Genomic DNA, 23,589 nt, shown 5'->3' with positions numbered 1-23,589 from the left:
TAGAAATCCGCCGCGACATAGGGACACACGAACTACCGCAGCGTGTCATCGGAGTGTCGCTACCTCTAGGCTGTTGAACGTGGAAGCACGCACGGGAACCAGGTCGACGCGGCGACCGGACCCTGCGTTGGAGTTGCAGGATGATCCGCAGGAGCTGATGCCGCGCCGCCGGCCGACGCAGGAGCGGAGCAAGCGCAAGTTCGACGCGCTGCTGCAGTCCTCCCGCGAACTGCTGGTCGAGGTCGGCTTCGAATCGTTCACCTGCGAAGAGGTCGCGGCCCGCGCGGAAGTGCCGATCGGCACCCTCTACCAATTCTTCGCCAACAAGTACGTCATCGTCTGCGAGCTCAATCGCCAAGACCTGGTTGCGGTTTCACAGGAGCTGGCCGACTTCCACGGCGAGATCCCGTCCATGGACTGGCTGCGGCATATGAACGCGCTGGTCGATCACCTCGCCGAACTGTGGATGACCGATCCGTCCCGGCGCGAGGTGTGGCTGGCCATGCAGTCGACACCCTCGACGCGGGCCACCGGCGCGATTCACGAGAAGGAATTCGCCGAGGCGGTAGCGCAGATGTTGCGCTCGCTCATGCCCCGCACCCCGCGCGGCCGTCGTTCGATGATGGCGCAGGTGCTGGTGCACGTGGTCTATTCGATGCTGAACTTCTCGGTCCAGGACGGCCTCAGCCACGAGGACGCGGTCGCCGAGCTCAAGCGACTCATGGTCGCGTATCTGCTGATCGCCGAGAAGGAATCACGGACGGGCGGGCAGCGCCTGCCGCTCGAGCCCGACAAATTCTGACCCGCCCCGCCGTCCGGCTCCCCGCGGAAGCCTGCCGTTCGACTCCGAATCGGCCCCGCGTTCAGCCCTGGATCAGATCGGCCAGTTCGCCCGGATCTTCCAGCACCACCATGGCGGCCGCCATATCGCCGTCGTGCGTTAGCGACAGGTGCACCCGTACCCGCGGCAGGAATTCGGCTGTGAGGCCGTGCAATTTGATGCTGGGGCGTCCCCAGGCGTCATTGACGACCTCGATCAGGGGATACGGATTGTCGCCGATCTGCGGACTACGGGCGAACCGCGACGCGGCCCACGCCTTGATGACGGCCTCCTTCGCGGCCCACCGGGCGGCGTAACTGCGGGCCGGGTCGGTGCCTTTGCTTTGGCAATAGCGCCGCTCACCGGCGGTGAAGGTCTCCCGGATCATGGTGGATCCGGGGCGTTCCAGCTGTTCGGCGAACTCGGAAATGCATACCAAGTCCAGTCCGATACCAAGGATCGTCACTGTTCGAGACTCCTCGATTCTTTCTCTGAAGGCAGTCGAATGGGCTGCAACATACCAGTGGAGCCTACGGATCCGTAGGCTCCACTGGTCGTGAGTTCAGTTGCGCCGCAGGTGGTGCGGCGCAGAGCTGTCAGCTATTACTGGCACGCGGGTCCGGGCGGAACCGCGACATACGTTGCGTCCGTACCCAGTCGGGCCTGGGCCGAGAGCAGCATGTCCGCTTCCAGCTGGCGCGACTTCTTGGCGGGGGTGCCGTCGCCGCCGAGACGGCGATCGGCCGGGCGCTCGTACAGCGGGGCGCCGCCGCACATGGCCTCGGTGAGGCGCTGCCGGCCGTTGAGCTGACGCTCCTCGGCCCGACGCTGGTACGCCTCGCGCTTGTCCGCATCCAGGGCCGCGATGAACGCCTGCGGGTGCACGATCGCCACCAGGCCGGAGACGTGCCCGAAGCCGAGCGAGGTGACCAGACCGGCCTTGAGCGGGAAGCGCTCGCCCAGATCCATGGCCTCGCGTACCCACACCAGGTGCGGGTACGCCTGCATCTTCTCGTCCACGCAGTCGAGGCTGCGGTTGGGCGGGATGACGCCCTGCTCCAGCACCTGGCACAGGCCGATCATCTGGAAGGCCGCCGCGCCGCCCTTCGCATGACCGGTGAGGGTCTTCTGCGAAATCACGAACAGCGGTGCGCCTTCCGAGCGGCCGATGGCAGTCGCCAGCCGCTCGTGCAGCTCGGACTCATTGGGATCGTTTGCGGCCGTGGAGGTGTCGTGCTTGGAGATCACCGCGACCTCGTCCGCCGCCACACCCAGCTTGCGAAGTTCCTTGGCCAGCTTGGACTCCGCGCCGCCGCGACCCGCACCGAGCGCACCCAGGCCGGGGGCCGGGATGGAGGTGTGCACGCCGTCCGCGAAGGACTGGGCGTACGCGACCACACCGAGCACCGGCAGGCCCATTTCCAGCGCGACGCTGCCGCGAGCCAGCAGCACCGTTCCGCCGCCCATGGATTCGACGAAGCCGCCGCGGCGGCGATCGTTGGCCCGGGAGAAGTAGCGGTCGCTGATGCCCTTGGCGGACATGACGGCCGAATCGGCGGTGGCGGACATATCACCGAAGCCGACAATGCCTTCGATGCCGAGATCGTCGTAACCGCCGGCGACGACCAGATCGGCCTTGCCGAGCTTGATCTTGTCCACGCCCTCCTCGACGGAGACCGCGGCGGTGGCGCAGGCGGCGACCGGGTGGATCATGCCGCCGTAGCTGCCCACATAGCTCTGAACCACGTGCGCCAGAGCGACGTTCGGCAGCGCCTCCTGCAGGATGTCGTTGGCCCGCGACTCACCGAGCAGGTTGTCGATGTACAGCGACCGCATGGACGACATGCCGCCCATACCGGTGCCCTGGGTGTTCGCCACCAGTGACGGGTGCACCCACTGCATGAGCTCGGCCGGGCTGAAACCCGAGCCGAGGAACGCGTCCACGGTGCAGACGATGTTCCACAGCGCGACCCGGTCGACCGAACCGGCCATATCGGCGGAGATGCCGAACCGGGTGGGGTCCCAGCCGGTGGGGATCTGCCCACCGACCACCCGGGACAGCTTCGCCTTGCGCGGCACCCGAATCTCGGTGCCCGCCTTGCGTGTCACCTGCCAGTCGCCGGTGCCCTCGACCGGCGTGATGACGGTCTGCTCCGGGTTGGCGGCGTAGAAACTGCGGGCCTCGGCCTCGCTGTTCACCACGAAGGACAGGTCCTTGTCCAGGAAGACCGAGGTGAGCAGCGGTGCGGTGTTGTCGACCATGGCGCCGTCGTCGGCGTACCGGCGGACGCCGCAGCGCTCGACCACGGTGTCGTGGTAGCGCTCGGCCAGCTCGGATTCGTCGACGTAGTCACCGGATTCGGTGTCGTACCAGCCGGCCTTGGGCTCGTTCTCCCAGGTGACCAGACCGGTGGTCCACGCCAGCTCCAGTACGCCCGCGGCAGAGAGCTGGTCGGAGACCTCCATCTCGAAGCGGGTGCGCGCCGAGCCGTAGGGTCCGAGCTCACCGGCGCCGACGATGACGACCATATCGTCGAGATCGGCTGTCACCGAACCCCATTCGGGGATCGGCAGCTTGGAGCTCAGCGTCGGCGGGGCCGGAAGCGCCGCGATGGTGACGGGGCCTTCCTCGATATCCTCTTCCGCCGCAGCGGCTTCCATGCTCTCCTTGGCCAGCGCGGACAGATCCAGCTTGGCGCGCGCCAGGCCACCGGTCAGATCGATCTGCTGCGGGCCGCCGGCGGTGACGACGCGAGCCCGCGACGTGCACCACTTGAGCAGTTCATCGGCCATCTGCTCGGTGGACCAGGTGTGCACCCCGGCCTTCTCGACAGCGGCAACCAGCGGATCGTTATGGCCCATGAGCCCGGTGCCGCGGACCCAGCCGATGAGCGCGTGCACCAGGGTGACCCGGTCTGCCCAGGACTTCTCGGCGCGCCACTTGGCGACCACGGCGTCGAGGGCGGCCTTGGACTCGCCGTACGCGCCGTCACCGCCGAAGAGGCCGCGGTTGGGCGAACCCGGCAGCACCACATGCAGTTTCGCGTCCACATTGTGGTCCGCCCCCAGCTGGGACAGACCGCCGATGAGGCGCTCCACCGACCACAGCAGCACCCGCATCTCCATTTCGGCGCGGGCGCCGGCATCGGCCAGGTCACCGGCCACGCGGGGGGCGGCGAACGGCAGCAGCAGCGTCGGAGTCATCGCCTCCTTGACGAGAATCTTCGCGCCACCGGCATTGTCGACCTGCTCGTTGCCGACCCAGTCCATCAGGGCGTCGATATCGGTGTAGGAGGCCATATTCGCCGGGACCACCCACAGGGCGGCGCCGTTGCGGGCGTTCTCGCGGTAGAGCTTCTTGTAGAAGCCGATCCGGCTGTCGTCCAGCTTGGAGGTGGTGACGATGACAGTCGCGCCACCGCCCAGCAGGCGTCCGGCGGCGGCCGCCGCGATGGAACCCTTGCTGGCACCGGTGATCACGGCGATATCGTCGGACCAGACGCCCGGGTCCGCACTCGTCAGCGCGGCCTCGGCAATGCGGCCGTACACGCCGGCCAGTACCGAGCGAGCCTCGCTCTTGGCACGATCGCGCCACCAATTCGCCTGCACGGCAACGGCTTCCCCGGCACCGGCGAAACCGGTGACGGCGAGCTCGGCGGCGTGCGTATCGTCGCCCAGCCACAGCCGGGCCAGATCCTCACGCGCACTTGCCCACCGGTCGTCGATGAGCAGCGCCTTGCGGGCATCGAAGGCGGGCGCGACCAGACGCGGCCAGTCCGTGCCCAGCTCCGCGGAGACCAGATCGACGAGGGTGTCGTCGGAGGCTTCCGGCGCGGACAGCTGCTCGGCCAGGCCGAGCTGCTCGAGCACCACGCGGGCGGCGGTGGCGAGGACGCCGTCGCGGCCGGTGATCTGCTCGGTGAACTCACCCAGGGCGGCGGCGTCGACGGTCGCTCCCCCGCCGCCACCGGCGGACGGCATGGAGACCGCGATGCCGCGGCGTGCGGCCACGGCCTGCACGGCGGTATCGATGGCATTGTCCACGGCGGCACCGTCGTTCAGGCCACCGGTGACGAGTCCGCCCATATCCCCGCCGCGCACACTGGCGCCTTCGCGGGTGCCGAGCGACACCTCGGCGGTGACATGGCTGGCCCAGCCGTCGCCGAGCTCCCAGACCTTCTTGACACGTTCGGCGATCGCGGCGGGCCGCTTACCGGACGGGCCGAAGACCTTGCGCAGGTGATCGCCGATGGCATCGGACAGCACCGAGCCGAACGGCTTGTAGGTGCGGGCCAGGCGGTCGACGGTGTTCGACAGCGCGCCCATATCGGCATCGGCCGCACCGTCGATGGCGCCGAGCGACAGCTCCGCACCGAGATCGACGAGCAGCTGATTACGCCGCGAGGAGACGCCGTCGCACAGGCCCTCGATGGTGTCCACCGGGCCGATCTGGTCCAGGCGCAGCTTGGTCCACAGCGCGATGAGCACGCGGGTGGCGTCGGCCGCGACGAACGCGATGTCGTCGGGGCGCGGGCCACCGGTGGAGACCGGAGCCGCGGCCGGGGCGGCAGCCGGAGCCGCTGTGGCAGCGGCGGTTTCGACCGGGGTCTCCTCCGGCTCGTCCACATGCGCCGGATCGGTATCGGTGGCGTACACGATCGCGGCTTCACGCTCGATATTGAGCACCTCGACCGTGGCGTTCGAGAAGGCAGGCAGCTTCAGCGTATTGGAGGCCAGGTTGGCGACGGTCGGCGTGGCGGCCAGGCCGACCTCGACGAACCGCTCCACACCCAGGCCACCGTGCTCGGCATCGGTGAACAGCAGATCCTGGGTCTCGATCCAGCGCACCGGGCTGGCGAACTGCCAGGCCAGCAGCTCCACGAGCACCACGCGGCACAGCTCGACCGGCTTGGCGGCCCACTCGTCCCAGTCCGCCAGCACCTCGGCGAGCGGCTCGGACGGCACGTAATCGGCGATCTCCTGGATGAATTCGCGCTCCAGGTTGAACGGCCGCGGCACCAGGTTCGGAATGTAGCGTCCGACAAGGAGTTCCGGGTGCAGGTCGGCGGGCAGCAGGCCCTCCAGCTTGATCCGGAACTCCGGCACACCGGCGCGCAGCACCGTGGAGTGGAACGGCACATCGATGCCCGGGATGACGACGAACGCGCGCTTGCCACCGGTTTCCGCACGCAGCCGCTCGATTTCGACCTCGAGGGCGTCGAGTCCGGCGACGGTGCCCGCAATGGCGTACTGCGAACCGCGCAGGTTGAGGTTCACCACCTCCAGGAACTCACCGGAGGCCTCGCCGATGCGGTTCACGAAGTCGACGACCTCGTGATCGGCCACGCCGATCTGCGACGGGCGGATGGCGGCCAGGCGATAGTCGCTGAGCCCCTGCGCATTACGCGGGACCAGCTCGTGCATGGCGGAACCGCGCTGGAACACCACCTCGAGGACGGCGTGCAGCGGCAGCACTCCGGCGACGGCCGAGAGCGCGTTGTACTCACCGACCGAGTGCCCGACCATCATGGCGCCCTCGATGAAGGCGCCCGCCTCGCGCAGCTCCGCGACCTGCGCGACGCCGAGGGTGGCCATGGCGACCTGGGTGAACTGGGTCAGGTGCAGCACGCCCTGCGGGTGCCGGTATTCGACGCCGCGGGCCTTGAGGTAGGTCGGATTGTCGCGCACCACAGCGAGAATCGAGAAGCCGAGGGCCTCGCGGGTGTGCTTGTCGGCGGCGTCCCAGATCTCCTTGGCGGCCTTGGAGCGAGTGCGCGCGTCCAGACCCATGCCCTTGGTCTGGATTCCCTGCCCGGGGAAGGCGTACACGGTCTTCGGCGCGGCGACCTTACCGGTGGCGGTCATGACCAGATCGCCCTCGATGCGGCAGGAGACCTCGATGATCTCGCTGCCCTGATCCACGGCGATCCGCTCCACGCGCACATCGATCTGCGCGCCGGGGCGCACCATGCCGAGGAAGCGGGTGGTCCAGGAGGTGAGGGTGCGCGGCGGCACCTTATCGCTGAGGTCGATGGCCGAAACCGCGTGCTGCGCAGCGGCCGAGAGCCACATGCCGTGCACGATCGGACTGCCGAGTCCGGCCAGCTTGGCGGCGGCCTCGCTGGTGTGGATCGGGTTGTGATCGCCGGAGACCTGCGCGAAGGCGGCCATGGCGCGCGGTGCGGTGAGGGTGACATCGCGACGGCGGCGACGCGGGGTGTCGCTCGCCTGGTCGGACAGCACGCCGCCGGCGCGCGGTGGATCGGTCAGCTCGTTGCCGCCGATGCGGCCGCGAATGGCGAAGCGCTCGGTCAGGGTGGCGACGGTCGGCATGGACAGGCCGGTCTCCGGCTTGTCGAGCATGCCGGAGATGCGCACGCGCACCTCGACGACGCGGCCCATATCGGTGTCGACGGTCTCGCCGGCCTCGGCCCGCACCGCGAGCACGCTTGCGGCGGAAGGCAACTGGCCGTCGAGCTGAATCTGGTGATCGAGGTGGACCAGATCGAGCATGCCCTCGATGACGCTCTTGTCATCGGCGGTGCGGGTCGCGCCGAGCACCGCGAAGACGGCGGGCCAGCAGGCGCCCACGAGCACATCGGGAACGGTGCGGCCGAGGGTGCTGAGGTTCTCCGGCATACCGGAGCCGGTGACACCGGCGTGATCGGCGATCAGGTCCGGGCTCCAGGCCACATTGAAATGCGCGACCTTGGTGCCGTCGACGGTCTTCACCTCGGGCAGCGCCTGCCCGGCGGCGACGGCCAGCAGCGCCGACATGGCGGTCTGGGCATCGTCCTCGGTAATGACCGGTGCGCCACCGTTGTACACGGTGGCCGGAACGGAAATACGGATCTTGACGGCATCGCGGCCGAGCAGCGGAACCGTCAATTCCACATAGGCGCTGTCGGATTCGGGTCCGTCGGCGGGACGCAGCGTGGCGCCGGTCGGCGCATGGCTCGCGCCCTGCTCGTCGACGGCCCACTCGTGCAGATCGCCGAGGCGGTGGATCGGGTTGACGGTGGTGCGGCCGGACCACTGCACATCCGGTGCGGCGAGCACGATATCGATGGCGCCGGTGCTGACATCGGCACGGCGGCGGCCGTCGACGGCGGCCGGGACAACGCCCTCGCGCACCAGCGAGTACGCGGTGTCCTGCTCGAAACGGTCGAGCAGTTCACCGACCGGCTCGTCCACGCGGGTGATGCCGGCGACGGCGACGGTGCCCGGAATGACGCAGACCTGATCGGCGGTGTAGCGCGGATCATGCGCCTGCCACAGCGAATCCGAGCGCCACCAGCGGCGCACATCGCCGTCCACGACGGGCACGAAATTGACCGGCTTGCCGGGGGTCTTGCAGAGCGAGATGAAGAACGGGACGTCGGCCGGGTGCAGCACGGTCGCGGCGGCGGCCGGGTACTGCTCCTTCAGCGTGCAGATGGCCTTGACCGGAGTCTCGAAGTCGGCATCGTCGGCGAAGAGGGTTTCGATCTCGCCGCGATCGGCCGGATTGAGGCGGGATTCGGTGCGGCGCACCATCTCCGCGAATCGGCTGCGCCAGGTGATGTCGAGCCAGACCGAGGCGGTGGCATCGGCGATGGCGGAGGCGAAGTCGCCGCCGCAGTCGAAATCCTTGCGGCGATCCAGGCCGACGGCCAGCTCGACGTAGCGCTCCAGCCACTCCAGGTAGGTCATGGTGGCGATATCGCCGAAGTACGGCTTGGCGGTGCCGTCGAGGGCCTCGATGATCTCGGCGCGGCGCTCGGCGACCGCATCGGCATCGCCGGCGACCTCGTCGAGCAGGCGGCCGGTACGCGAGGCGGCATTGTCGATCTCGTGGATATCCGCACCCAATTGGCTACGGCCGGAAGCCATTCCGCCGGTGGCGGTGCCCGCGGCGACCCAGTCCGGGGTGCCGGGGGTGTCGACGAGCAGCTGCTTGACCTCGGGGGTGGTGGTGGCTTCGAGGGTCGCCATGGCGGCGGTGCCGACCAGCACGCCGTCCAGCGGCATGACGGGGTAGCCGTAGACCTGCGACCAGGTGCCGGTGAGGTATTCGGTGGCACGCTCGGGGGTGCCGATGCCACCGCCGACGCAGACGACCACATTCGCGCGGGTGCGCAGCGCCGCGTACGTCTCGAGCAGCAGGTCGTCGAGGTCTTCCCAGGAGTGGTGGCCGCCGGCGCGGCCGCCCTCGATATGCATGATGACCGCGTAATCCGGTGCGGCGTCCGCGATTCGGAGCACCGCGCGGATCTGAGCGACGGTGCCGGGCTTGAAGGCGACATGGGTGATGCCGACCTCGGTCAGCTCCTCGATGAGGGCGACGGCCTCGTCCAGCTCCGGAATGCCGGCGGTGACGATGACGCCGTCGAACGGGGCGCCGGCGGTACGGGCCTTCTGTACCAGGCGCTTACCGCCCAGCTGCAGCTTCCACAGGTACGGATCCAGGAACAGCGAGTTGAACTGCACGGTGCGACCCGGCTGCAGCAGCGTCTCGAGCTCCTGCACGCGGTCGGCGAAGATCTGCTCGGTGACCTGACCGCCACCGGCCAGCTCGGCCCAGTGGCCCGCATTGGCCGCGGCCGCAACGATTTTCGCGTCGACCGTGGTAGGGGTCATACCGGCGAGCAGGATCGGCGAGCGACCGGTGAGCTTGGTGAACGCCGTCTCGACCACAATGCGGCCGTTGGGCAGGCGCACCGGCTTGGGTGCGAACTCCGCCCAGGCCGGGGCGACCTCGGGGGCCGCGCCGGGGGTGAACAGGCTGCGCTGGCCCGGACGGGTGGAGGCGGCCAGCACGCCGACGCCGGTGCCCTTCAGCGAGCCGGAGGTGAGGCGGGTGAGCAGGTCACCGGGGCCCAGATCCAGAATCCACTGCGCGCCAACCGAAACGGTGTTGTCGATAATGGCGACCCAGTCGATCGGATCGACCAGTACTTCCTGCGTGAGGGCGGCGGCCAGTTCGGCGTCGAGTCCACACTGCCCGGCCCAGCCGCGCACCATTTCCACGGTGTCGGCGAGCGCCGGGTGGTGGAAGGCGACCTCGACCGGAATGTCCTCGAATACGGGTGCGAAGATCGAGCCGCCACGCTTCTTGGCGTCGCGCTCCTTCGACTGCTCCTCGTGGATCTCCGCGCTGCGCTGCCGTACTCGATCCAGCTGCGCCACCGGGCCGCTGAGCACCGCGCGGCGGCGGCCGTTGCGAATGGAGAGCACCGCGGCCTTGTCGGCGTCCACGCCGCGCGAGACCTCGTCGACCACAGCCTGCAACTGCTCGGGATCGACATTCGAGACCGCGACCATGGGCGAGCGCTCACCGAGCGGCATCAGCCCGCGACGACGCGCCACCAGTCCGGCTGCGGCGCCGATCAACTGGGCGATGGCCAGCAACTCGGCATCGCGCTGCCCGTGGGCTTCGGCGGCCGTGGCGGCAATACGCCCCTGCGAATGTCCGACGACGGCGGCCGGAGCGTGCTCGACGATATCCAGGCCCTGTAGGCGCAGCGCCCGCAGCGCGGCCACCTGAGTGAGGAACACACCCGGCATGGAGACCGCGGCGGAACGCAACACCTGCGCGGAGGGCGCCGCCGACACCTCCCCCTCTTCCGGGTCGGCGAGTTCTTCCTCGAGCATCCAGCCGATGGGGTCGAAACCGACCGGGCGCACCACGAGCAGCTGCGCGGCAACCGGCGCGAGCTGCTCCGCGGCCTCGTTGACCAGCGCGGTCAGTTCGGGCTCGAGCGCACTGTCCCGGCCGATCTCCTCGAGCTCGGTGAGCCACTGGGCACCCTGTCCGCCGAACGCCAGCGCATAGGGCGCACCCCCCAGCAACCGGTCCAGCAGCGACGACCTGACTCCACTATCCCGGCTCTTCTTCGCCAGCTCGGCCTTCGACCCGGTTCCGGTGCTCTCGTTGATCGTCAAGACTTCGACTTCCTTCTCCTGGCGTCCCCGTCCCCACAGGACTGGGCCGCGCTCACGGTGCGCAGGTGTTCCTCCGGCCAACTGGCCCTGGTAGATGGCGAGGATTCCACAAAATCATGAGGATCTCCTCATGTTTGGTTACCGCCAAAGCACCTACCCTCGAGTATTTCTGCACGGCCGTACCAGAACGGCTAGAAACATGACCCTCCCTCATGTTTGAAGTCGCTGGTGAGGGTGGTTACATCGGTGTAGGAAATGTGAGGCTTCCTCATATTGCCCTTTATCGAATCGTTATAATCCCAGGTAGGGTTACCGACCAGTACGCCACACCCACCCGATGCTTCGCGATCCTCGTTTCGCCCGGTAAAGTTTGGACGGTCGTACCATCAGCGCGAGTGGCGAAATTGGCAGACGCGCCAGATTTAGGTTCTGGTGTCCACGGACGTGGGGGTTCAAGTCCCCCCTCGCGCACAACATCCCCGGAACCGGATCGAGGCTCCGCGAGCCCGCCGAATCCCGTAGCGCCGAACGGCATTTCACATTCGGGCAACCCTCCAGCGACATCGGTTACCGCGTGGGTAGCTCACCCTTCATGAGCAGGTCCGCCGCCTCGCCGGCGGAGATCACGCCGTCACGCTGCAAATAGGCCATGGCCTCGAGCGCAGCGGCGTGAGCTGGGACGGAAGAGCCGTAGACGGCGTCCTCCACAACACGGAAGTGATAGTCGTGCTGGTGTGCGTCCACCGCCGTGTAGTGCACGCACACATCGGTGAGACCGCCGGTCAGGATGAGGGTGCGGGCCTGGTATCCGCGCAGGATGATGTCGAGGTCGGTGCCGAAGAATGCTGAATAGCGGCGTTTGCGGACCTCGTATTCGGTAGGGAGCGGGCCGAATCCGGGGACGTAGTCGGCGCCGGGCGTGCCCTCGACGGTGTGCAGGTCTTCCACCCCGTCCACTTCGCGGCCGAGGTCGGTGTGGGTGGGATGGTGCAGCTCGCGGATGAAGACGACCGGGACGCGGTGCTCGCGGGCGGTGTCGATCAGCGCTCGGAGGGCGGTGATCTGCGGAGCCGCACCGCCATCACCGCCCCGAGCCGGTGCGAAGTCCTGCTGCACATCGATGCAGATGAGAACCAGATCAGCGGTGACCGGAGTGACGTCGGAAATATTTTCGATCATTCGAAAGATATTCGAGCTCCGGTGTGGCGCTCCGGTTTCCGCCGCGTAACACCATTACCTCAGGACTGCAGGCCGACTTCGACCTCCAGGTTGAGGGTGATCTTGTCGCCGACCACGACACCGCCGCCGTCGGGCAGCGGCATATCGATGTCGATGCCGAAATCGCGGCGGCTCACGACGGTCTCGGCCTCGAAGCCCGCGACCGGGCCATGGCCCATACCCGGGTTCACGCCGAGGAATTCGACCTTCAGCGACACCGGCTTGGTATTACCGCGGATCGTGAAATCGCCGTCGACCACGAAGTCGTCGCCGTCGACCCGGAAACCCGTGGACTTGAAGGTCGCCACCGGGAACTGCTCGGCATGGAAGAAGTCCGCGGTGCGCAGGTGCGCGTCCCGCTGGTCGTTGTCGGTGGTCACGGAGTCGACGCGAATCTCGACCTCGGCCGACGCGGTCCCGTCCTCGTTCACGACGAGCTTGCCGGAGAAATCGGTGAAACGGCCGCGAACCTTGCTGACCATGAGGTGCCGTACCGAAAAGCCCAGGGTCGAGTGGGCGGGATCGATCACCCAGGTGCCGGGGGTCAGGGTCTTGATTTCAGTGGACATCGAAACTCCTTCGAATAGGCCGAGTGTCAGTGCTGACGCCATCACGCACCATTGGTTGATGCGGCAACCAAGCTAACGTTGGACCATAGCCAGGCTATTCCGAAGTGACCTGGAACACGACCCCCGTTCCCGGCGAGCCGCGCCCGGCGCATCTCGGGCCGGAACCTTCCCGTGCGCAACGACGTTGAACGCGATGCGGAGCCGAACTCCGTGCAATGGCGACTCGGAGGCAGGTCGCCGTAATAATCGATGGGAGAAGCACAATGGGTGTCAGTCTGACCAAGGGCGGCAACGTATCGCTGACGAAGCAGGCCCCGAATCTCACCGCGGTGGCCGTCGGCCTGGGCTGGGATCTGCGGACCACCACCGGGACCGACTTCGATCTGGATGCCAGCGCCATCGCGCTGAACCCGGAGAAGAAGGTCGTCTCGAACGGGCACTTCGTCTTCTTCAACAACCTGAAGTCGCCCGAAGGCACCATCGAGCACACCGGTGACAACAAGACCGGTGAGGGCGAAGGCGATGACGAGGTCATCAATGTCGATCTCGCCAACACCCCGCCGACCATCGACAGCATCGTCTTCCCGGTCTCGATCTACGAGGCCGACACCCGCGCACAGAGTTTCGGCCAGGTCCGCAATGCCTACATCCGCGTGGTCGACCGCGCCAACGGCACCGAACTGGCCCGCTACGATCTGTCCGAGGACGCCTCCACCGAAACCGCCATGGTCTTCGGCGAGCTCTACCGCAATGGCGCCGAGTGGAAGTTCCGCGCCACCGGTCAGGGCTACGCCTCCGGCCTGGCAGGCATCGCAACGGATTTCGGCGTCAGCCTCTGACCCCACCCGATCACTGACGGCGTAGCGATTTCGCTACGCCGTCAGTTCGTCTTCCGGGTGATCGGTCTCGTCTTCCGGGTGATTGCCGCCGCGGCTCAGGATTCGGAGCTGGGCACAGGGCGATCCGGCAGCGCCTCGGGATTCGCCTTCAGGTATTTGAGGCTCTGTTTCATGTAGACGCGGGGATTCAGGTCCAAGTGGTTGGCCCAGTGCGGTTTCGGGTCGCCGCGCATGACGGTCCAGCAGGCCAGGGCGTAACCGAACATGGGCTGCGAGAGGTAGCCGAGTCGCTGGGAGTGCCAGCCGCGGCGGGTCTGGGAGAATTGGAAGGCCGCGTTGGCATTGAATACGCCCAGGCCCAGGTAGACCGTTGCCAGGTCGGTGAGCTGCTCGTTGTCGTGGCGGGAGCGGTCGATGCGGCGCTCGCCGAGTAGGCGTTCGTGGGCCAGCTCGTGTGCGACGGTGGCCACCAGTGTCACCGGTGAGCGCATATGCTCCCTATCGATGGACACCACCGCGCGCCCGTGTTCCACCCGGTAGTGACCGGCTTCTCCGTGTGTGGATCCCGCCAGAAACGCGAGGTTCTCCGGCAGGATATCGGCGTCCGAATGCAGTTCCACGACAATGCGATCGCGGCCGACGCCCATATATCGGCTCACATTGCCGACCAGCGAGCGGATCTCCTGCTCGGTCCCGGTGTAGGCGCCGGGGAAGAAGTCGGGCGTCGGCAGGATTACCGGCGTTCGCAGTGTTCTGGGGCCGAACTGAGCCGCACACCAGCTCATCATCTCTTCGACCCAGAGCCGCTCCAGCTCCCCTACCGGGCACCTGGGCTTGAAAATTCCCACGCCACAGTATGTCCGTGCGGCGGGCAGATTTCCTGTCCAAAAAACAGTCGCCGATGTTCGGAATTGGCGCGGTCAGGCGACGATGGAACGCTGTGGCACGCCGATGTATTCGCTCAGCGGCCGGATCAGTGCGTTGGATTCACCCTGTTCGATGATGTGTGCGGTCCAGCCGGTAATGCGGCTCATGACGAAGATCGGGGTGAACATCTCGATATCGAAGCCGAGCAGGAAGTACGCCGGTCCGGTCGGGAAGTCCAGGTTGGGTTTGATCCCGGTGGCCTCGTTCATGGTGCGCTCGAGGTTCTCGTACATGCGCACCCACTTCTGTCCCTCGGTGGCAGCGGCGATATCCATGAACGCCTGCCTCATGGTGGGCACTCGCGAGTCACCGTTCTTGTAGACCCGGTGGCCGAAGCCCATCACCTTTTCCTTGTGCGCCAGCTTGTTTCGCAGCCACTGCTCGGCCAGCGCCGGATCGCCGATCTCGAGCATGTCGTGCATGACGGCCTCATTGGCGCCGCCGTGCAGCGCGCCCTTGAGTGCGCCGATGGCCGCGGTGACCGCGCTGTAGATATCCGACAGCGTGGAGGTGACCACCCGCGCGGCAAAGGTGGAGGCATTGAAACTGTGCTCGGCGTAGAGGATCAGCGAGACCTCGAACGCCTTGACCAGATCCGGAGCGGGGACCTTCCCGAAGCACATATTCAGGAAGTTCTTCGCGTATCCGAGGTGCGAATGCGGGGCGATCGGGTCCAGGCCGTGGCGACGGCGATGGTCGGCCGCCACGATGGTCGGCAGCACGGCCAGCATGCGAAGGGCCTTGGCGCGGTTGGCCTTCGGGGAGTTGTCGTCCTCCTGCGGATCCTCCGCACCGAGGTAGCTGATCGCCGTCCGGACCACATCCATGGGATGGCAGTTCTCGGGCAGCTTGGTCACCAGCGACAGCAGCGACCGGTCGGCGCGCCGCAGCGCCCGCTCCTGCTGGGTGAAACGCTCCAGCTCGGCGACGGAGGGCAGTTCCCCGGACCAGAGCAGGAATGCCACCTGCTCGAAGGTGCAGTTGGCGGCCAGATCCTGCACCGCATAGCCGCGATAGGTCAGAGAGTTGGTCTCGGGCACCACCTTCGAGATGGCGGTGGTATCCACGACCACACCCGCGAGCCCCTTGTAGATGGCCGGTACCGCGGTATCCGTCATCACTGATCCCTTTCGAGAGCGAAATTGAATATGTCGGAATCGAATTCGTTGTAGCGCTCGTACTCCAGCAGCTCGTACAGCCGGCTGCGATGCTGCATACGATCGAGAAGCTTGGCCTGCGTGCCGGTCTGGAAGATTTCGCGCAACCCGGTCTCGGCGGCGTACATGGCCAGTCGCAGTGTGGAGACCGGGTAGATCACCGCGTTGTAACCGATCGACTCCAGCGTGCTCGCCGACAGCAGTTCGGACTTGCCGAACTCGGTCATATTGGCCAGCAACGGAGTTGAGACCGCGGCCCGGAACTTCTCGAAGTCGGCGGCCTCGGTCAGCGCCTCGGTGAAGATCAGGTCCGCACCCGCGTCGGCGTACGCCCTGGCCCGCTCGATGGCCGCGTCGATGCCCTCGATTCCGGCGGCATCGGTGCGGGCGCAGACAATGAAGTTCGGATCGCACCGGGCGGAGACCGCCGCACGCAGCCGTCGCACCATTTCCGCGGTCGGGACAACGGCTTTGCCGTCGAGATGTCCGCAGCGCTTCGGGTTGACCTGGTCCTCCAGGTGGCATCCGGCAATGCCGGCGTCCTCCAGGACGGTCACGGTGCGCGCCGCGCTCATGGGTTCGCCGAAGCCGGTATCGGCATCGATGAGCACCGGCAGATCGGTGATACGAGCGATCTGCTGACCGCGCCCCGCCACCTCCGTGAGCGTGGTGAGCCCGATATCGGGCAGCCCCAATTCAGCGGAGAGCACCGCACCGGAGACGTACACGCCTTCGAAGCCGATTTCCTGAATCAGCTTGGCCACCAACGGATTGAACGCACCCGGGTAACGCTGGATCCGGTCGGAGGCGAGTCCCGCGCGGAACGCCGCGCGCTTGTCCGCGGCCGAGGTGGCCGCCGCGAGCAGGCCTGACATCAGAAGAGTCCCTTCGGCAGCTTCGGGGCGCGGGCGAGCACGTCTTCGGAGACCGTGAAGGTCAGCCCGGAGAGTTCGGCGGCGGAGAGTTCGGCGGTGCGCTGCGCTACCTCGAGGAAGCGGTCCTGTTCGGCAGGCTCGATCACGCCCTCGGCGAGCGTGCGGAATTTCGCGATGTACTGCTCGCGGGCGAACGGCCGCGCGCCCAGCGGATGCGCATCCGCGACAGCCAGCTCGTCGGTGATGACCTCACCGCTCTTCAGAGTGATCTCGGCGCGCGCTCCGAAGGCCTTCTCGTTCGGGTCGGTGGAGTGGTAGCGCCGGGTCCACTCCGGGTCCTCGGCGGTGGAGATCTTGTTCCACAGCTCGATCGTGTCGGGGCGCTGGGCCCGCTCCGGCGCGTACGAGCGCTCGTGGTGCCAGGCGCCGTCCTGCAGGGCGACCGCGAAGATGTACATGACCGAGTGGTCCAGAGTTTCGCGCGAGGCCCGGGGATCGAACTTCTGCGGATCGCCCGAACCGGTGCCGATCACATAGTGGGTGTGATGGCTGGTGTGCAGCACGATCGAGGCGATCTGGTCGAGGTCGCCGATCCGATCGCGCATGCGGCGGGCCAGGTCGATGGGCGCCTGGCTCTGGTATTCGGCCGAATGCTCCTTGGTGTAGGAGTCCAGAATGCCGCGCTTGGCCTCACCCGGTCCGGGCAGCGGCACCGAGTACTCCGCCTTCGGCCCGCCGAGCAGCCAGGCGATGACGCCGTCCTCGCCCTCCCAGATCGGCGACGGCGCACCCTCGCCGCGCAGCGCGCGGTCCACGGCTTCGACGGCCATCTTCCCGGCGAAGGCGGGGGCGTACGCCTTCCAGCTGGAGATCTCGCCCTTGCGGGACTGCCGGGTCGCGGTGGTGGTGTGCAGCGCCTGGCCGACGGCCTGATAGATGGTCTCGGTCTCGAGGCCGAGCAGGGTGCCGATGCCCGCGGCGGCAGAGGGGCCGAGGTGGGCGACGTGGTCGATCTTGTGCTCGTGCAGGCAGATTGCGCGCACCAGATCGATCTGGATCTCGTAACCGGTGGCAAGGCCGCGAATCAGATCCGCGCCGGTGCGGCCGGTGTGCTGGGCGACGGCCAGGATCGGCGGAATATTGTCGCCCGGATGCGAGTACTCCGCGGCCAGGAAGGTGTCGTGGAAGTCCAACTCGCGCACCGCGACTCCATTGGCCCACGCGGCCCACTCCGGTGAGTACGTGCCGCCGACGCCGAACACGGTCGAGCCGGGCAGGTACGAATGCGAAAGCGCCTGGGCGCGAGCATTGGCCACCGGCCGCCGCGTCACCGAGGCGGCGGCGACGGCCGCATTGTCGATGATCCGGTTGATGATCATCTCCTGCGTTTGCGCGGCGACCGCCACCGGATCCGCGGCAACTTCCGCTATACGCCAGGCGAGATGCTCTTCGCGGGGGAACTGCTCCGCGGAACGGTGTGTGCGAACAAGATGATTCTTCACTGCCGAAGACCTCCGAATATCGATTCCGCCGGTACTTTTCGCACGCTACGGAGCGGTCCGACGGCCGGGAATACTTCGCAGCTGCCGATTTTTGTGCGGCCGGATCAGTGAATCTGCGACAGTTGCGATGACCGGATCTCATATGCTGGCAGCCCGATTGACCAGCACATCAGGGGTTTCGTATGGTTGTGGAAGCGATGATTCGAGGAACCTGGTGCAAACCCAGGACGGTCGCGCCACTGTGAGCACTTCCCTTCGGGCAGGTGCGAGTCAGACACTCGAAGAGCCGTGTAATACCAACGACCGGGGACGCGTACATCCCCGCAAGGTTCAGGAGAGTCTCATGGCTACGTCTTACGTCCCCCAGTCCGGGGTGGAAACACTTTCGCTCCCCACGACGGCCATGTGGCTGGCGGGCACCACTTTGCTGGCGCTGCTCGCCTACTACTTCATCGGCATCGATCAGGGCGCTGTCTCGATCTTCGGCAGCGATATGCATGTGCACGAGTTCGTGCACGACGCTCGGCATTTCCTCGGCTTCCCCTGCCACTGAGCAGGGAAGAGAGTCGACACAATGGAAAAGCGAATCATCTTCCGGGGCCTGCTCGCAGGGGCGCTCGGAGGTCTTCTGGCGTTCCTTTTCGCCCGCGTCCTGGCCGAACCCATTATCAATCGGGCCATCGATTACGAGAGCGGCCGCGACGACGCCCAGATGGCCTTGGACAAGGCCGCCGGCCATCCGATGGCCGATATGGGCACGGAAATCTTCAGTCGCGATATCCAGTCCACTGTCGGTATCGGCTTCGGCATGATCCTGTTCGGCATCGCCATGGGCGCCCTGTTCGCGACCGCCTACTGCGTCTGCGTCGGCCGGGTCGGCAAGCTCACCCCGCGCAATCTCGCGCTGGTGGTGGCCGGTGGCATGTTCCTGGTGTTCTACGGTGTCCCGTTCCTGAAGTACCCGGCCAATCCGCCGTCGATCGGGCATCCGGACACCATCAAGGAGCGCACCGCTCTGTACGTGGCAATGATCGTGATCACCGGCATTCTGCTGCTGGGCGCGATCTGGCTGGGCCGCAGACTGCAAGCGCGACTGGGCAATTGGAACGCGACGCTGGTCGCCGCGGTGGCCTTCGTGGTCGCCATCGGCATTGTGATGGCCCTGCTGCCGTCACTCGGTCACCTCTCGGCCAACAGGTCCGAGTTCGGCGATTTCGCGACGGAGACGCCGCAACCGCTGACCGATCCGTCCGGCAAGATCGTCTACCCCGGATTCCCGGCCGACGATCTGTTCTTCTTCCGGTTCTATTCCTTTGCCGCCCAGCTGATTCTGTGGACGGTCATCGGTGTCGGATTCGCCACGCTGGCGCCGCGCCTGTTCGGCCGCCAGACCAGCCCCGCACCGATCGTCGCGGCGGCTTCCCCCGCATGAGCGCGGTCACCCGGCTCACACTGCTCTCGCACGCCATGACCGAGGCTATGGCGGCAGCGCGATTCGCCGCCGACGAACCACTCAGCGAGCTGGGCCTGCGCTCCGTGCAGAAAGCTGATCCCAGCACCCTCCGGGCCGACCTGATCCAGGTCGGCCCGGAGGCCCGCACGGCTCAGACCGCAGCACAGCTGGGCTTGACCGGTAGCACCGAACCCGCACTGCGCGACCTGGATTGCGGCGCCTGGACCGGTTCCGGCATGGGCGATATCGCTCCCGAACACCTGATGGGCTGGCTGACCGATCCGGATCACCGCTCACACGAGGGCGAATCGATCACGACCCTACTCGAGCGCGTGCGCGCGTGGATGGACACCCTTGCGCAGGACCCACAGCGCATCCTCGCGATCACGCACCCCGCTGTTGTGCGGGCCACGATCCTGATCGCCCTGTCCGCCCCCGCAACATCCTTCTGGCGCATCGACATCCCGCCGCTGAGCGCCACCACCCTGCACCAGCGCGGCGGCTCGTGGACCCTGCGCGAGACCGCACTGCCCCTCTGATTCCGCTCCCGCTGATTCCATGGAATCCACAGCGGGTCAAAGTCTTTGGACGGGCGTGGTGTTCGATGAAGGGGATATCGAACACCACGCCCGCATCGGAAAGGATAGCGGCAAAGGGCGATTCCGTCAGGTGCTGGTTTCGCTGGTCCGGATCGCGACCACGATCGGTGAGCGGTGGTATGCGGTGGAAACTGCTACCAGCCAGGCGATTTCGCCCATGAAGGTGGGGCGGTCGGGGCGGCGGAAGGTCTCGCCGCCGTCTATCGGAGCTGACTCACTCAGATAGGCCCGCAGGGCGTGCGCGATGCGCGCCGCTTCTATCGCCGCCGCGCGCTCACGGGCTGGGATTTCGAGCTCGTCGGCGACTTGTTCTGCCCGGGCGGTGATTTCGGGGCTCAGATACGGCTGCAGGAGAAGCAGGGCGTCGCGGATCTCGATGACCCGGCGGTACAGCCGATCGCGGGAGATTCCGCGAGTACTGGGCACCACGCGGGTGACTTCGGGGGCCGCCGCGCACAGTGCCGACCAGAGCGGATACAGCCGGGGATAGGCGCGGGTGCGCTGGATGCCGGCCATGGCCTGCGGTAGCAGCGAAGGGCACAGGTAGCCGATCAGCATGATGGCCGCGCCGATACTGGCGAAGGCGGGGGCGATGTCGATATTCAAGTGGCGGGCCGAAATTCCCGCCCATGCGGCCACCAGCGCGAGGGTCTTGCCGATGCTGTACCCGACCGCGATGACGGAGCCCCCGGCCAGCAGGCGCAGGCCACGGCGCAACCACGGCTGTTCCCGCGCATGAGGCAGCCAGCTGCGGCACAGCATGATGATGCGCAGCAGCGCGAGTGTGTACGCGCACAGGTAGATCGCGAGGAAAGCATCCACCATCGGTGTGGTCGCGTAGTGATAGTCGAAGTCGGTCGCGTGGCTTTCGCCGTGGACCGGCGCCGCGAAGAACAGCACCGCCATTGTCGCCACCACAGCCAGATTCATCAGTATCACGTTGCGGCTGTTGATATGTGGGCTGGTTTCGACGGGCGTTTCCGGGACGATCAGATACGTCGTCCAGACGATCTGCGCCATGACCGCCGTGGTGATGGCCGAGTAGACGATCAGCGTCGCCAGATTGGGTATCCCGCTGATCCGGCCGATCGACTCGTAGGTCTGCGGCACGGCGGCCTCGAAACCTACTGCGGTACAGGCGATGGCGACCACAACGGCCCAGCGGGCGGTGGCTTGCGGATTGCGGGCGGCCAGTATCAGCCGCCACAGGCACACCCCGGCGGCCAGCGCACCGACACTTCCGTAGACAAGAGCGAATTGCACTGCCGTCAGTCGATTCCGGGGCCGAAGGTATCGAGCAGACTGCGAATATCGGCGGGCGCGTTATCGGGCAGCACCCATTCCGCGCGCGGCGTCCAGCGCGTGATGTGGTGTGCCATGAGCAGATCGGCGATGCGCTCGGCCTCCTGCTCCTCACGCTCCGAGGAGCAGGTGCGGCCCAGCATGCGGCGCACCACGGCGGGATCGATATTCGGGGCGAGCAGCCGCAGCGCGTCCTGCCCGGTCACCGTGACCGGCTCGTGCCCGGCCAGCAGATGCCCGAACTCGTGGCAGACGATGTGATCCTGGTGCAGCTCACTGGTATTGCTCTGGTAGGCGAGGAAATCGATATCCCGCGTCACCAGCAGACCTCCGGAGAGTCCGGCCACCGGGAACGGTTCCGGGCGCAGCCGCAGGGGCCGCCCGCGCCGCCTGGCCAGGGTCTCCGCCAATTCGGTCACCGTGAATCGGCCGGGCAGTCCGAGCCCGCGCAGCTCGCGCCGCAGCCGGCGATGATCCATCATCGGATGCTCATTCTCCGAGCCCTCCCAGACCGCGATCCGCATGGCTCACAAGTCTTCCCCGTAGTTCTCCGACTCGATGCGCCGCAGCACATCGAGCATGGCCGCGATGGTGTCGGCCCGCACCGTACCGTGCGCCAGTCCGTCGCGCAGCACCAGTTCCAGCGCCGCGCCTTCGGCTTTTCCCTTGAGCGCGTTGACCAATGCCAACTCGCGGCCGCGCGCGACGGCGAGTTCGGGATTGGTGAGCGGATCGAGACTGCCCAGGCCGAAGTACACGCGCAGCGCCTCCAGCGTCTCGAACGACGGGTTCACCGTCTGCCCGGTCCGCAGCTTCCACAGATAGTTCGCCGAAAGGCTTACGCCCGTACTGCTGTGAATATCCTCGGCCAGCGCCCGGTGCGTGATCTCCACCTCGCGGCCGTCCCTGGTCACGGGCGGATGCATGCCGCCGATCAGACTGTTGAGCGCACTGGTGAACGGATGCTCTTGTGCGGCAACCATTCTAATCTTGTCTCCTGCAGTTGACAGTCGAGGTGAGCTCGATCATATACTCGTGCCTACTTCGTTATCGATCGCCGATATCGCTGTCCCCGAAGGGGAGGGCAGCGGTACCGGAAAGCGTTCAGGTGCGAAGTCCAGGATGGGGCGACCAAAGCCGCTCGCCCCATTCAATAGCTCACCTCCGCTAGCTCACCTCCGCTCGCACCGGCAGGGTGAGCGGCCCGCGATGGCGGAAGCCCGATCGCCAGGGCACATCCCGATCATCAATGGTCGCATGCAATTTCGGCCACCGGGTGTAGATCTGCGTGAGAACGGACGCGAGCACCGGCCGCAGCAATCCGGCGCCGACACACGCGTGCGCGCCGTGACCGAGCGCCACATGCGGATTGGGACCGCGCCACACATCCAATTCCGCCGGCTCGGCGAACCGCTCTGGATCGTGATTCGCCGAGGCCAGGCACAGCAGGACCGTCTGCCCCGCCTCGATCAGCTGACCGCCGATCTCCAGATCGGTGACCGCGAACCGCGGGCCGGCCAGCACCTGCGGCGACAGGAAGCGCAGCAATTCATCGACCGGACCGGGTCGCTCGGGGGCCGACATCATCTCCGCGAGCTGCTCGGGCCTGCCAGAGAAGACGAGCACCGCCCCGGCGAGCACATCCATCAGCACCTCGTAGAAGACGAAAAGCAGATAGAACAGCAACCCGGCAAGATCACCGGAATCGGCTCCCCCACTGCCGATCTCGGCGCGCACCAGCCGGCCGAGCATCGTATCCCCGCCGTCCCGCAGGCCCTGCGCGATGACAGCGGTAATGATCTGCTGCATCGTCGCCAGCGTATCCCGGGCCCGTGGCACGGAATCCGGGCGCAGTGTGGCATTTGCCCACGCCGCCAGCGCATCCCGCTCGGCATCGGGCAACCCCAGCAGTTCCGCGACAATCACCGCGGGCAGCGGCAGCGCCACGCGCTCGACAAAATCGAATTCATGCACACCGTCGAGCTCGGCCAGGGTCTTGCCGACCAGCAGCGCCGCCCGCTCGGTCCACTCCCCGGACAGCCGCAGCTCACCGACGACCCGGCTGCGCAGTCGCCCCCACTCCTCCGGCTCGCTGCGCTGGAACACATCCAGCGGCGGCGGAACCGCGAACCCGCGATAGTCGCCGCCCCGGCTGTATCGCATATTCGTGGACAACCGCTCGTCGAGCAACCCGTCCCGCACATCCGCATAGCGCGTCACCAGCCATGCGGGCGGCCCGTCCGGTGTCGCCACTCGATGCACACCGCCGCCGTCCCGCAGCGACCGCAGCACCGGCCAGGGTTCGCGCGCGAATTCCTCATCGAAGATGCTCAACACGCACCCATCATCTCCCAAGCAGCCCAACAGGTCTCGACCGGAACCACGCCCATCCCGGGTGGCACGG

At 66.9% G+C, this 23,589-nt stretch carries 17 protein-coding genes, 1 tRNA gene and 1 riboswitch; of the genes, 6 read left to right on the top strand and 12 right to left on the bottom strand.

What is annotated here, in order from left to right; all coding sequences use genetic code 11:
* Positions 1 to 157: 157 nt before the first annotated feature.
* A complete protein-coding gene (locus ABZX86_RS12610) occupies positions 158 to 802 on the top strand; it encodes a TetR/AcrR family transcriptional regulator (protein WP_327146425.1) in 645 nt (214 codons plus the stop codon).
* Between the two features lie 61 nt (positions 803 to 863).
* On the opposite strand, the gene ABZX86_RS12605 is transcribed toward ABZX86_RS12610, so the two are convergent.
* On the bottom strand, positions 864 to 1,286 hold the full coding sequence (locus tag ABZX86_RS12605) for a holo-ACP synthase (protein ID WP_297611548.1): 423 nt from the start codon (positions 1,284 to 1,286) through the stop codon (positions 864 to 866).
* Between the two features lie 137 nt (positions 1,287 to 1,423).
* The gene (locus tag ABZX86_RS12600) at positions 1,424 to 10,744 is read right to left on the bottom strand and encodes a fatty acid synthase subunit beta domain-containing protein (protein WP_355122935.1); all 9,321 of its coding nucleotides are present in this window, start codon (positions 10,742 to 10,744) and stop codon (positions 1,424 to 1,426) included.
* Between the two features lie 389 nt (positions 10,745 to 11,133).
* Between ABZX86_RS12600 and ABZX86_RS12595 the strand changes: the two genes are divergently transcribed.
* Positions 11,134 to 11,215, top strand: a tRNA-Leu gene (locus ABZX86_RS12595).
* Between the two features lie 96 nt (positions 11,216 to 11,311).
* Here the strand turns inward: ABZX86_RS12595 and ABZX86_RS12590 are convergent.
* Positions 11,312 to 11,923: an isochorismatase family cysteine hydrolase gene (locus ABZX86_RS12590; RefSeq protein WP_355122933.1), complete on the bottom strand. Its 612-nt coding sequence runs from the start codon at positions 11,921 to 11,923 to the stop codon at positions 11,312 to 11,314.
* Between the two features lie 59 nt (positions 11,924 to 11,982).
* On the bottom strand, positions 11,983 to 12,531 hold the full coding sequence (locus ABZX86_RS12585; protein ID WP_355122931.1) for a YceI family protein: 549 nt from the start codon (positions 12,529 to 12,531) through the stop codon (positions 11,983 to 11,985).
* A 263-nt stretch (positions 12,532 to 12,794) separates the two neighbouring features.
* Between ABZX86_RS12585 and ABZX86_RS12580 the strand changes: the two genes are divergently transcribed.
* Entirely contained in the window at positions 12,795 to 13,370 is a 576-nt protein-coding gene (locus ABZX86_RS12580) for a TerD family protein (RefSeq protein WP_327144217.1), read from the top strand.
* Between the two features lie 95 nt (positions 13,371 to 13,465).
* Here the strand turns inward: ABZX86_RS12580 and ABZX86_RS12575 are convergent, their stop codons facing one another.
* The 4 genes from ABZX86_RS12575 to prpD form a co-directional block, all read right to left on the bottom strand.
* A complete protein-coding gene (locus tag ABZX86_RS12575) occupies positions 13,466 to 14,218 on the bottom strand; it encodes a hypothetical protein (protein ID WP_355122929.1) in 753 nt (250 codons plus the stop codon).
* A 72-nt stretch (positions 14,219 to 14,290) separates the two neighbouring features.
* Positions 14,291 to 15,415 (bottom strand): bifunctional 2-methylcitrate synthase/citrate synthase, encoded by a 1,125-nt coding sequence (locus ABZX86_RS12570; protein WP_355122927.1) that lies wholly within the window; start codon positions 15,413 to 15,415, stop codon positions 14,291 to 14,293.
* On the bottom strand, positions 15,415 to 16,329 hold the full coding sequence (prpB, locus tag ABZX86_RS12565) for a methylisocitrate lyase (protein ID WP_355122925.1): 915 nt from the start codon (positions 16,327 to 16,329) through the stop codon (positions 15,415 to 15,417). Before prpB ends, ABZX86_RS12570 begins: the two co-directional genes overlap by 1 nt.
* On the bottom strand, positions 16,329 to 17,831 hold the full coding sequence (gene prpD, locus ABZX86_RS12560) for a 2-methylcitrate dehydratase PrpD (protein ID WP_355122923.1): 1,503 nt from the start codon (positions 17,829 to 17,831) through the stop codon (positions 16,329 to 16,331). The genes prpB and prpD overlap by 1 nt, the downstream gene beginning before the upstream one ends.
* A gap of 156 nt (positions 17,832 to 17,987) precedes the next feature.
* Positions 17,988 to 18,128: riboswitch (cobalamin riboswitch) on the top strand.
* A 46-nt stretch (positions 18,129 to 18,174) separates the two neighbouring features.
* Here prpD and ABZX86_RS12555 point away from each other — a divergent pair.
* From ABZX86_RS12555 to ABZX86_RS12545, 3 genes are read left to right on the top strand one after another with little or no spacing between them, the layout of a single operon-like run.
* The gene (locus ABZX86_RS12555) at positions 18,175 to 18,384 is read left to right on the top strand and encodes a CbtB-domain containing protein (protein WP_327144210.1); all 210 of its coding nucleotides are present in this window, start codon (positions 18,175 to 18,177) and stop codon (positions 18,382 to 18,384) included.
* Between the two features lie 21 nt (positions 18,385 to 18,405).
* On the top strand, positions 18,406 to 19,263 hold the full coding sequence (locus ABZX86_RS12550; RefSeq protein WP_355122921.1) for a CbtA family protein: 858 nt from the start codon (positions 18,406 to 18,408) through the stop codon (positions 19,261 to 19,263).
* Positions 19,260 to 19,823, top strand: coding sequence for a histidine phosphatase family protein (locus tag ABZX86_RS12545; RefSeq protein WP_355122919.1), 564 nt, complete (start codon positions 19,260 to 19,262; stop codon positions 19,821 to 19,823). Before ABZX86_RS12550 ends, ABZX86_RS12545 begins: the two co-directional genes overlap by 4 nt.
* Before the next feature lie 126 nt (positions 19,824 to 19,949).
* On the opposite strand, the gene ABZX86_RS12540 is transcribed toward ABZX86_RS12545, so the two are convergent.
* The 4 genes from ABZX86_RS12540 to ABZX86_RS12525 all read right to left on the bottom strand — a co-directional run bounded on the left by ABZX86_RS12540 (position 19,950) and on the right by ABZX86_RS12525 (position 23,522).
* Positions 19,950 to 21,146 (bottom strand): MAB_1171c family putative transporter, encoded by a 1,197-nt coding sequence (locus tag ABZX86_RS12540; protein ID WP_355122917.1) that lies wholly within the window; start codon positions 21,144 to 21,146, stop codon positions 19,950 to 19,952.
* A gap of 5 nt (positions 21,147 to 21,151) precedes the next feature.
* On the bottom strand, positions 21,152 to 21,667 hold the full coding sequence (locus ABZX86_RS12535; RefSeq protein ID WP_355122915.1) for a hypothetical protein: 516 nt from the start codon (positions 21,665 to 21,667) through the stop codon (positions 21,152 to 21,154).
* A gap of 45 nt (positions 21,668 to 21,712) precedes the next feature.
* Positions 21,713 to 22,168 carry a hypothetical protein gene (locus tag ABZX86_RS12530; RefSeq protein ID WP_355122913.1) on the bottom strand — a complete coding sequence of 152 codons (456 nt, stop codon included), beginning with the start codon at positions 22,166 to 22,168 and terminating at the stop codon, positions 21,713 to 21,715.
* A 184-nt stretch (positions 22,169 to 22,352) separates the two neighbouring features.
* A complete protein-coding gene (locus tag ABZX86_RS12525; protein ID WP_355122911.1) occupies positions 22,353 to 23,522 on the bottom strand; it encodes a cytochrome P450 in 1,170 nt (389 codons plus the stop codon).
* Positions 23,523 to 23,589 lie beyond the last annotated feature (67 nt).

Origin of the sequence: Nocardia sp. NPDC006630 (assembly GCF_040611495.1) — a bacterium.
In the GTDB taxonomy this organism is placed as follows: domain Bacteria; phylum Actinomycetota; class Actinomycetes; order Mycobacteriales; family Mycobacteriaceae; genus Nocardia.
This window is presented reverse-complemented; position numbering and strand designations above follow the sequence as displayed.

Coding starts and splice junctions, on each gene's coding strand:
- ABZX86_RS12555 (WP_327144210.1), top strand. CDS start 18,175: ATGGCTACGTCTTACGTCCCCCAGTCCGGGGTGGAAACACTTTCGCTC.
- ABZX86_RS12535 (WP_355122915.1), bottom strand. CDS start 21,667: ATGATGGATCATCGCCGGCTGCGGCGCGAGCTGCGCGGGCTCGGACTG.
- ABZX86_RS12550 (WP_355122921.1), top strand. CDS start 18,406: ATGGAAAAGCGAATCATCTTCCGGGGCCTGCTCGCAGGGGCGCTCGGA.
- ABZX86_RS12545 (WP_355122919.1), top strand. CDS start 19,260: ATGAGCGCGGTCACCCGGCTCACACTGCTCTCGCACGCCATGACCGAG.
- ABZX86_RS12570 (WP_355122927.1), bottom strand. CDS start 15,415: ATGACGGATACCGCGGTACCGGCCATCTACAAGGGGCTCGCGGGTGTG.
- ABZX86_RS12610 (WP_327146425.1), top strand. CDS start 158: ATGCCGCGCCGCCGGCCGACGCAGGAGCGGAGCAAGCGCAAGTTCGAC.
- ABZX86_RS12590 (WP_355122933.1), bottom strand. CDS start 11,923: ATGATCGAAAATATTTCCGACGTCACTCCGGTCACCGCTGATCTGGTT.
- prpB (WP_355122925.1), bottom strand. CDS start 16,329: ATGTCAGGCCTGCTCGCGGCGGCCACCTCGGCCGCGGACAAGCGCGCG.
- ABZX86_RS12580 (WP_327144217.1), top strand. CDS start 12,795: ATGGGTGTCAGTCTGACCAAGGGCGGCAACGTATCGCTGACGAAGCAG.
- ABZX86_RS12530 (WP_355122913.1), bottom strand. CDS start 22,168: ATGGTTGCCGCACAAGAGCATCCGTTCACCAGTGCGCTCAACAGTCTG.
- ABZX86_RS12585 (WP_355122931.1), bottom strand. CDS start 12,531: ATGTCCACTGAAATCAAGACCCTGACCCCCGGCACCTGGGTGATCGAT.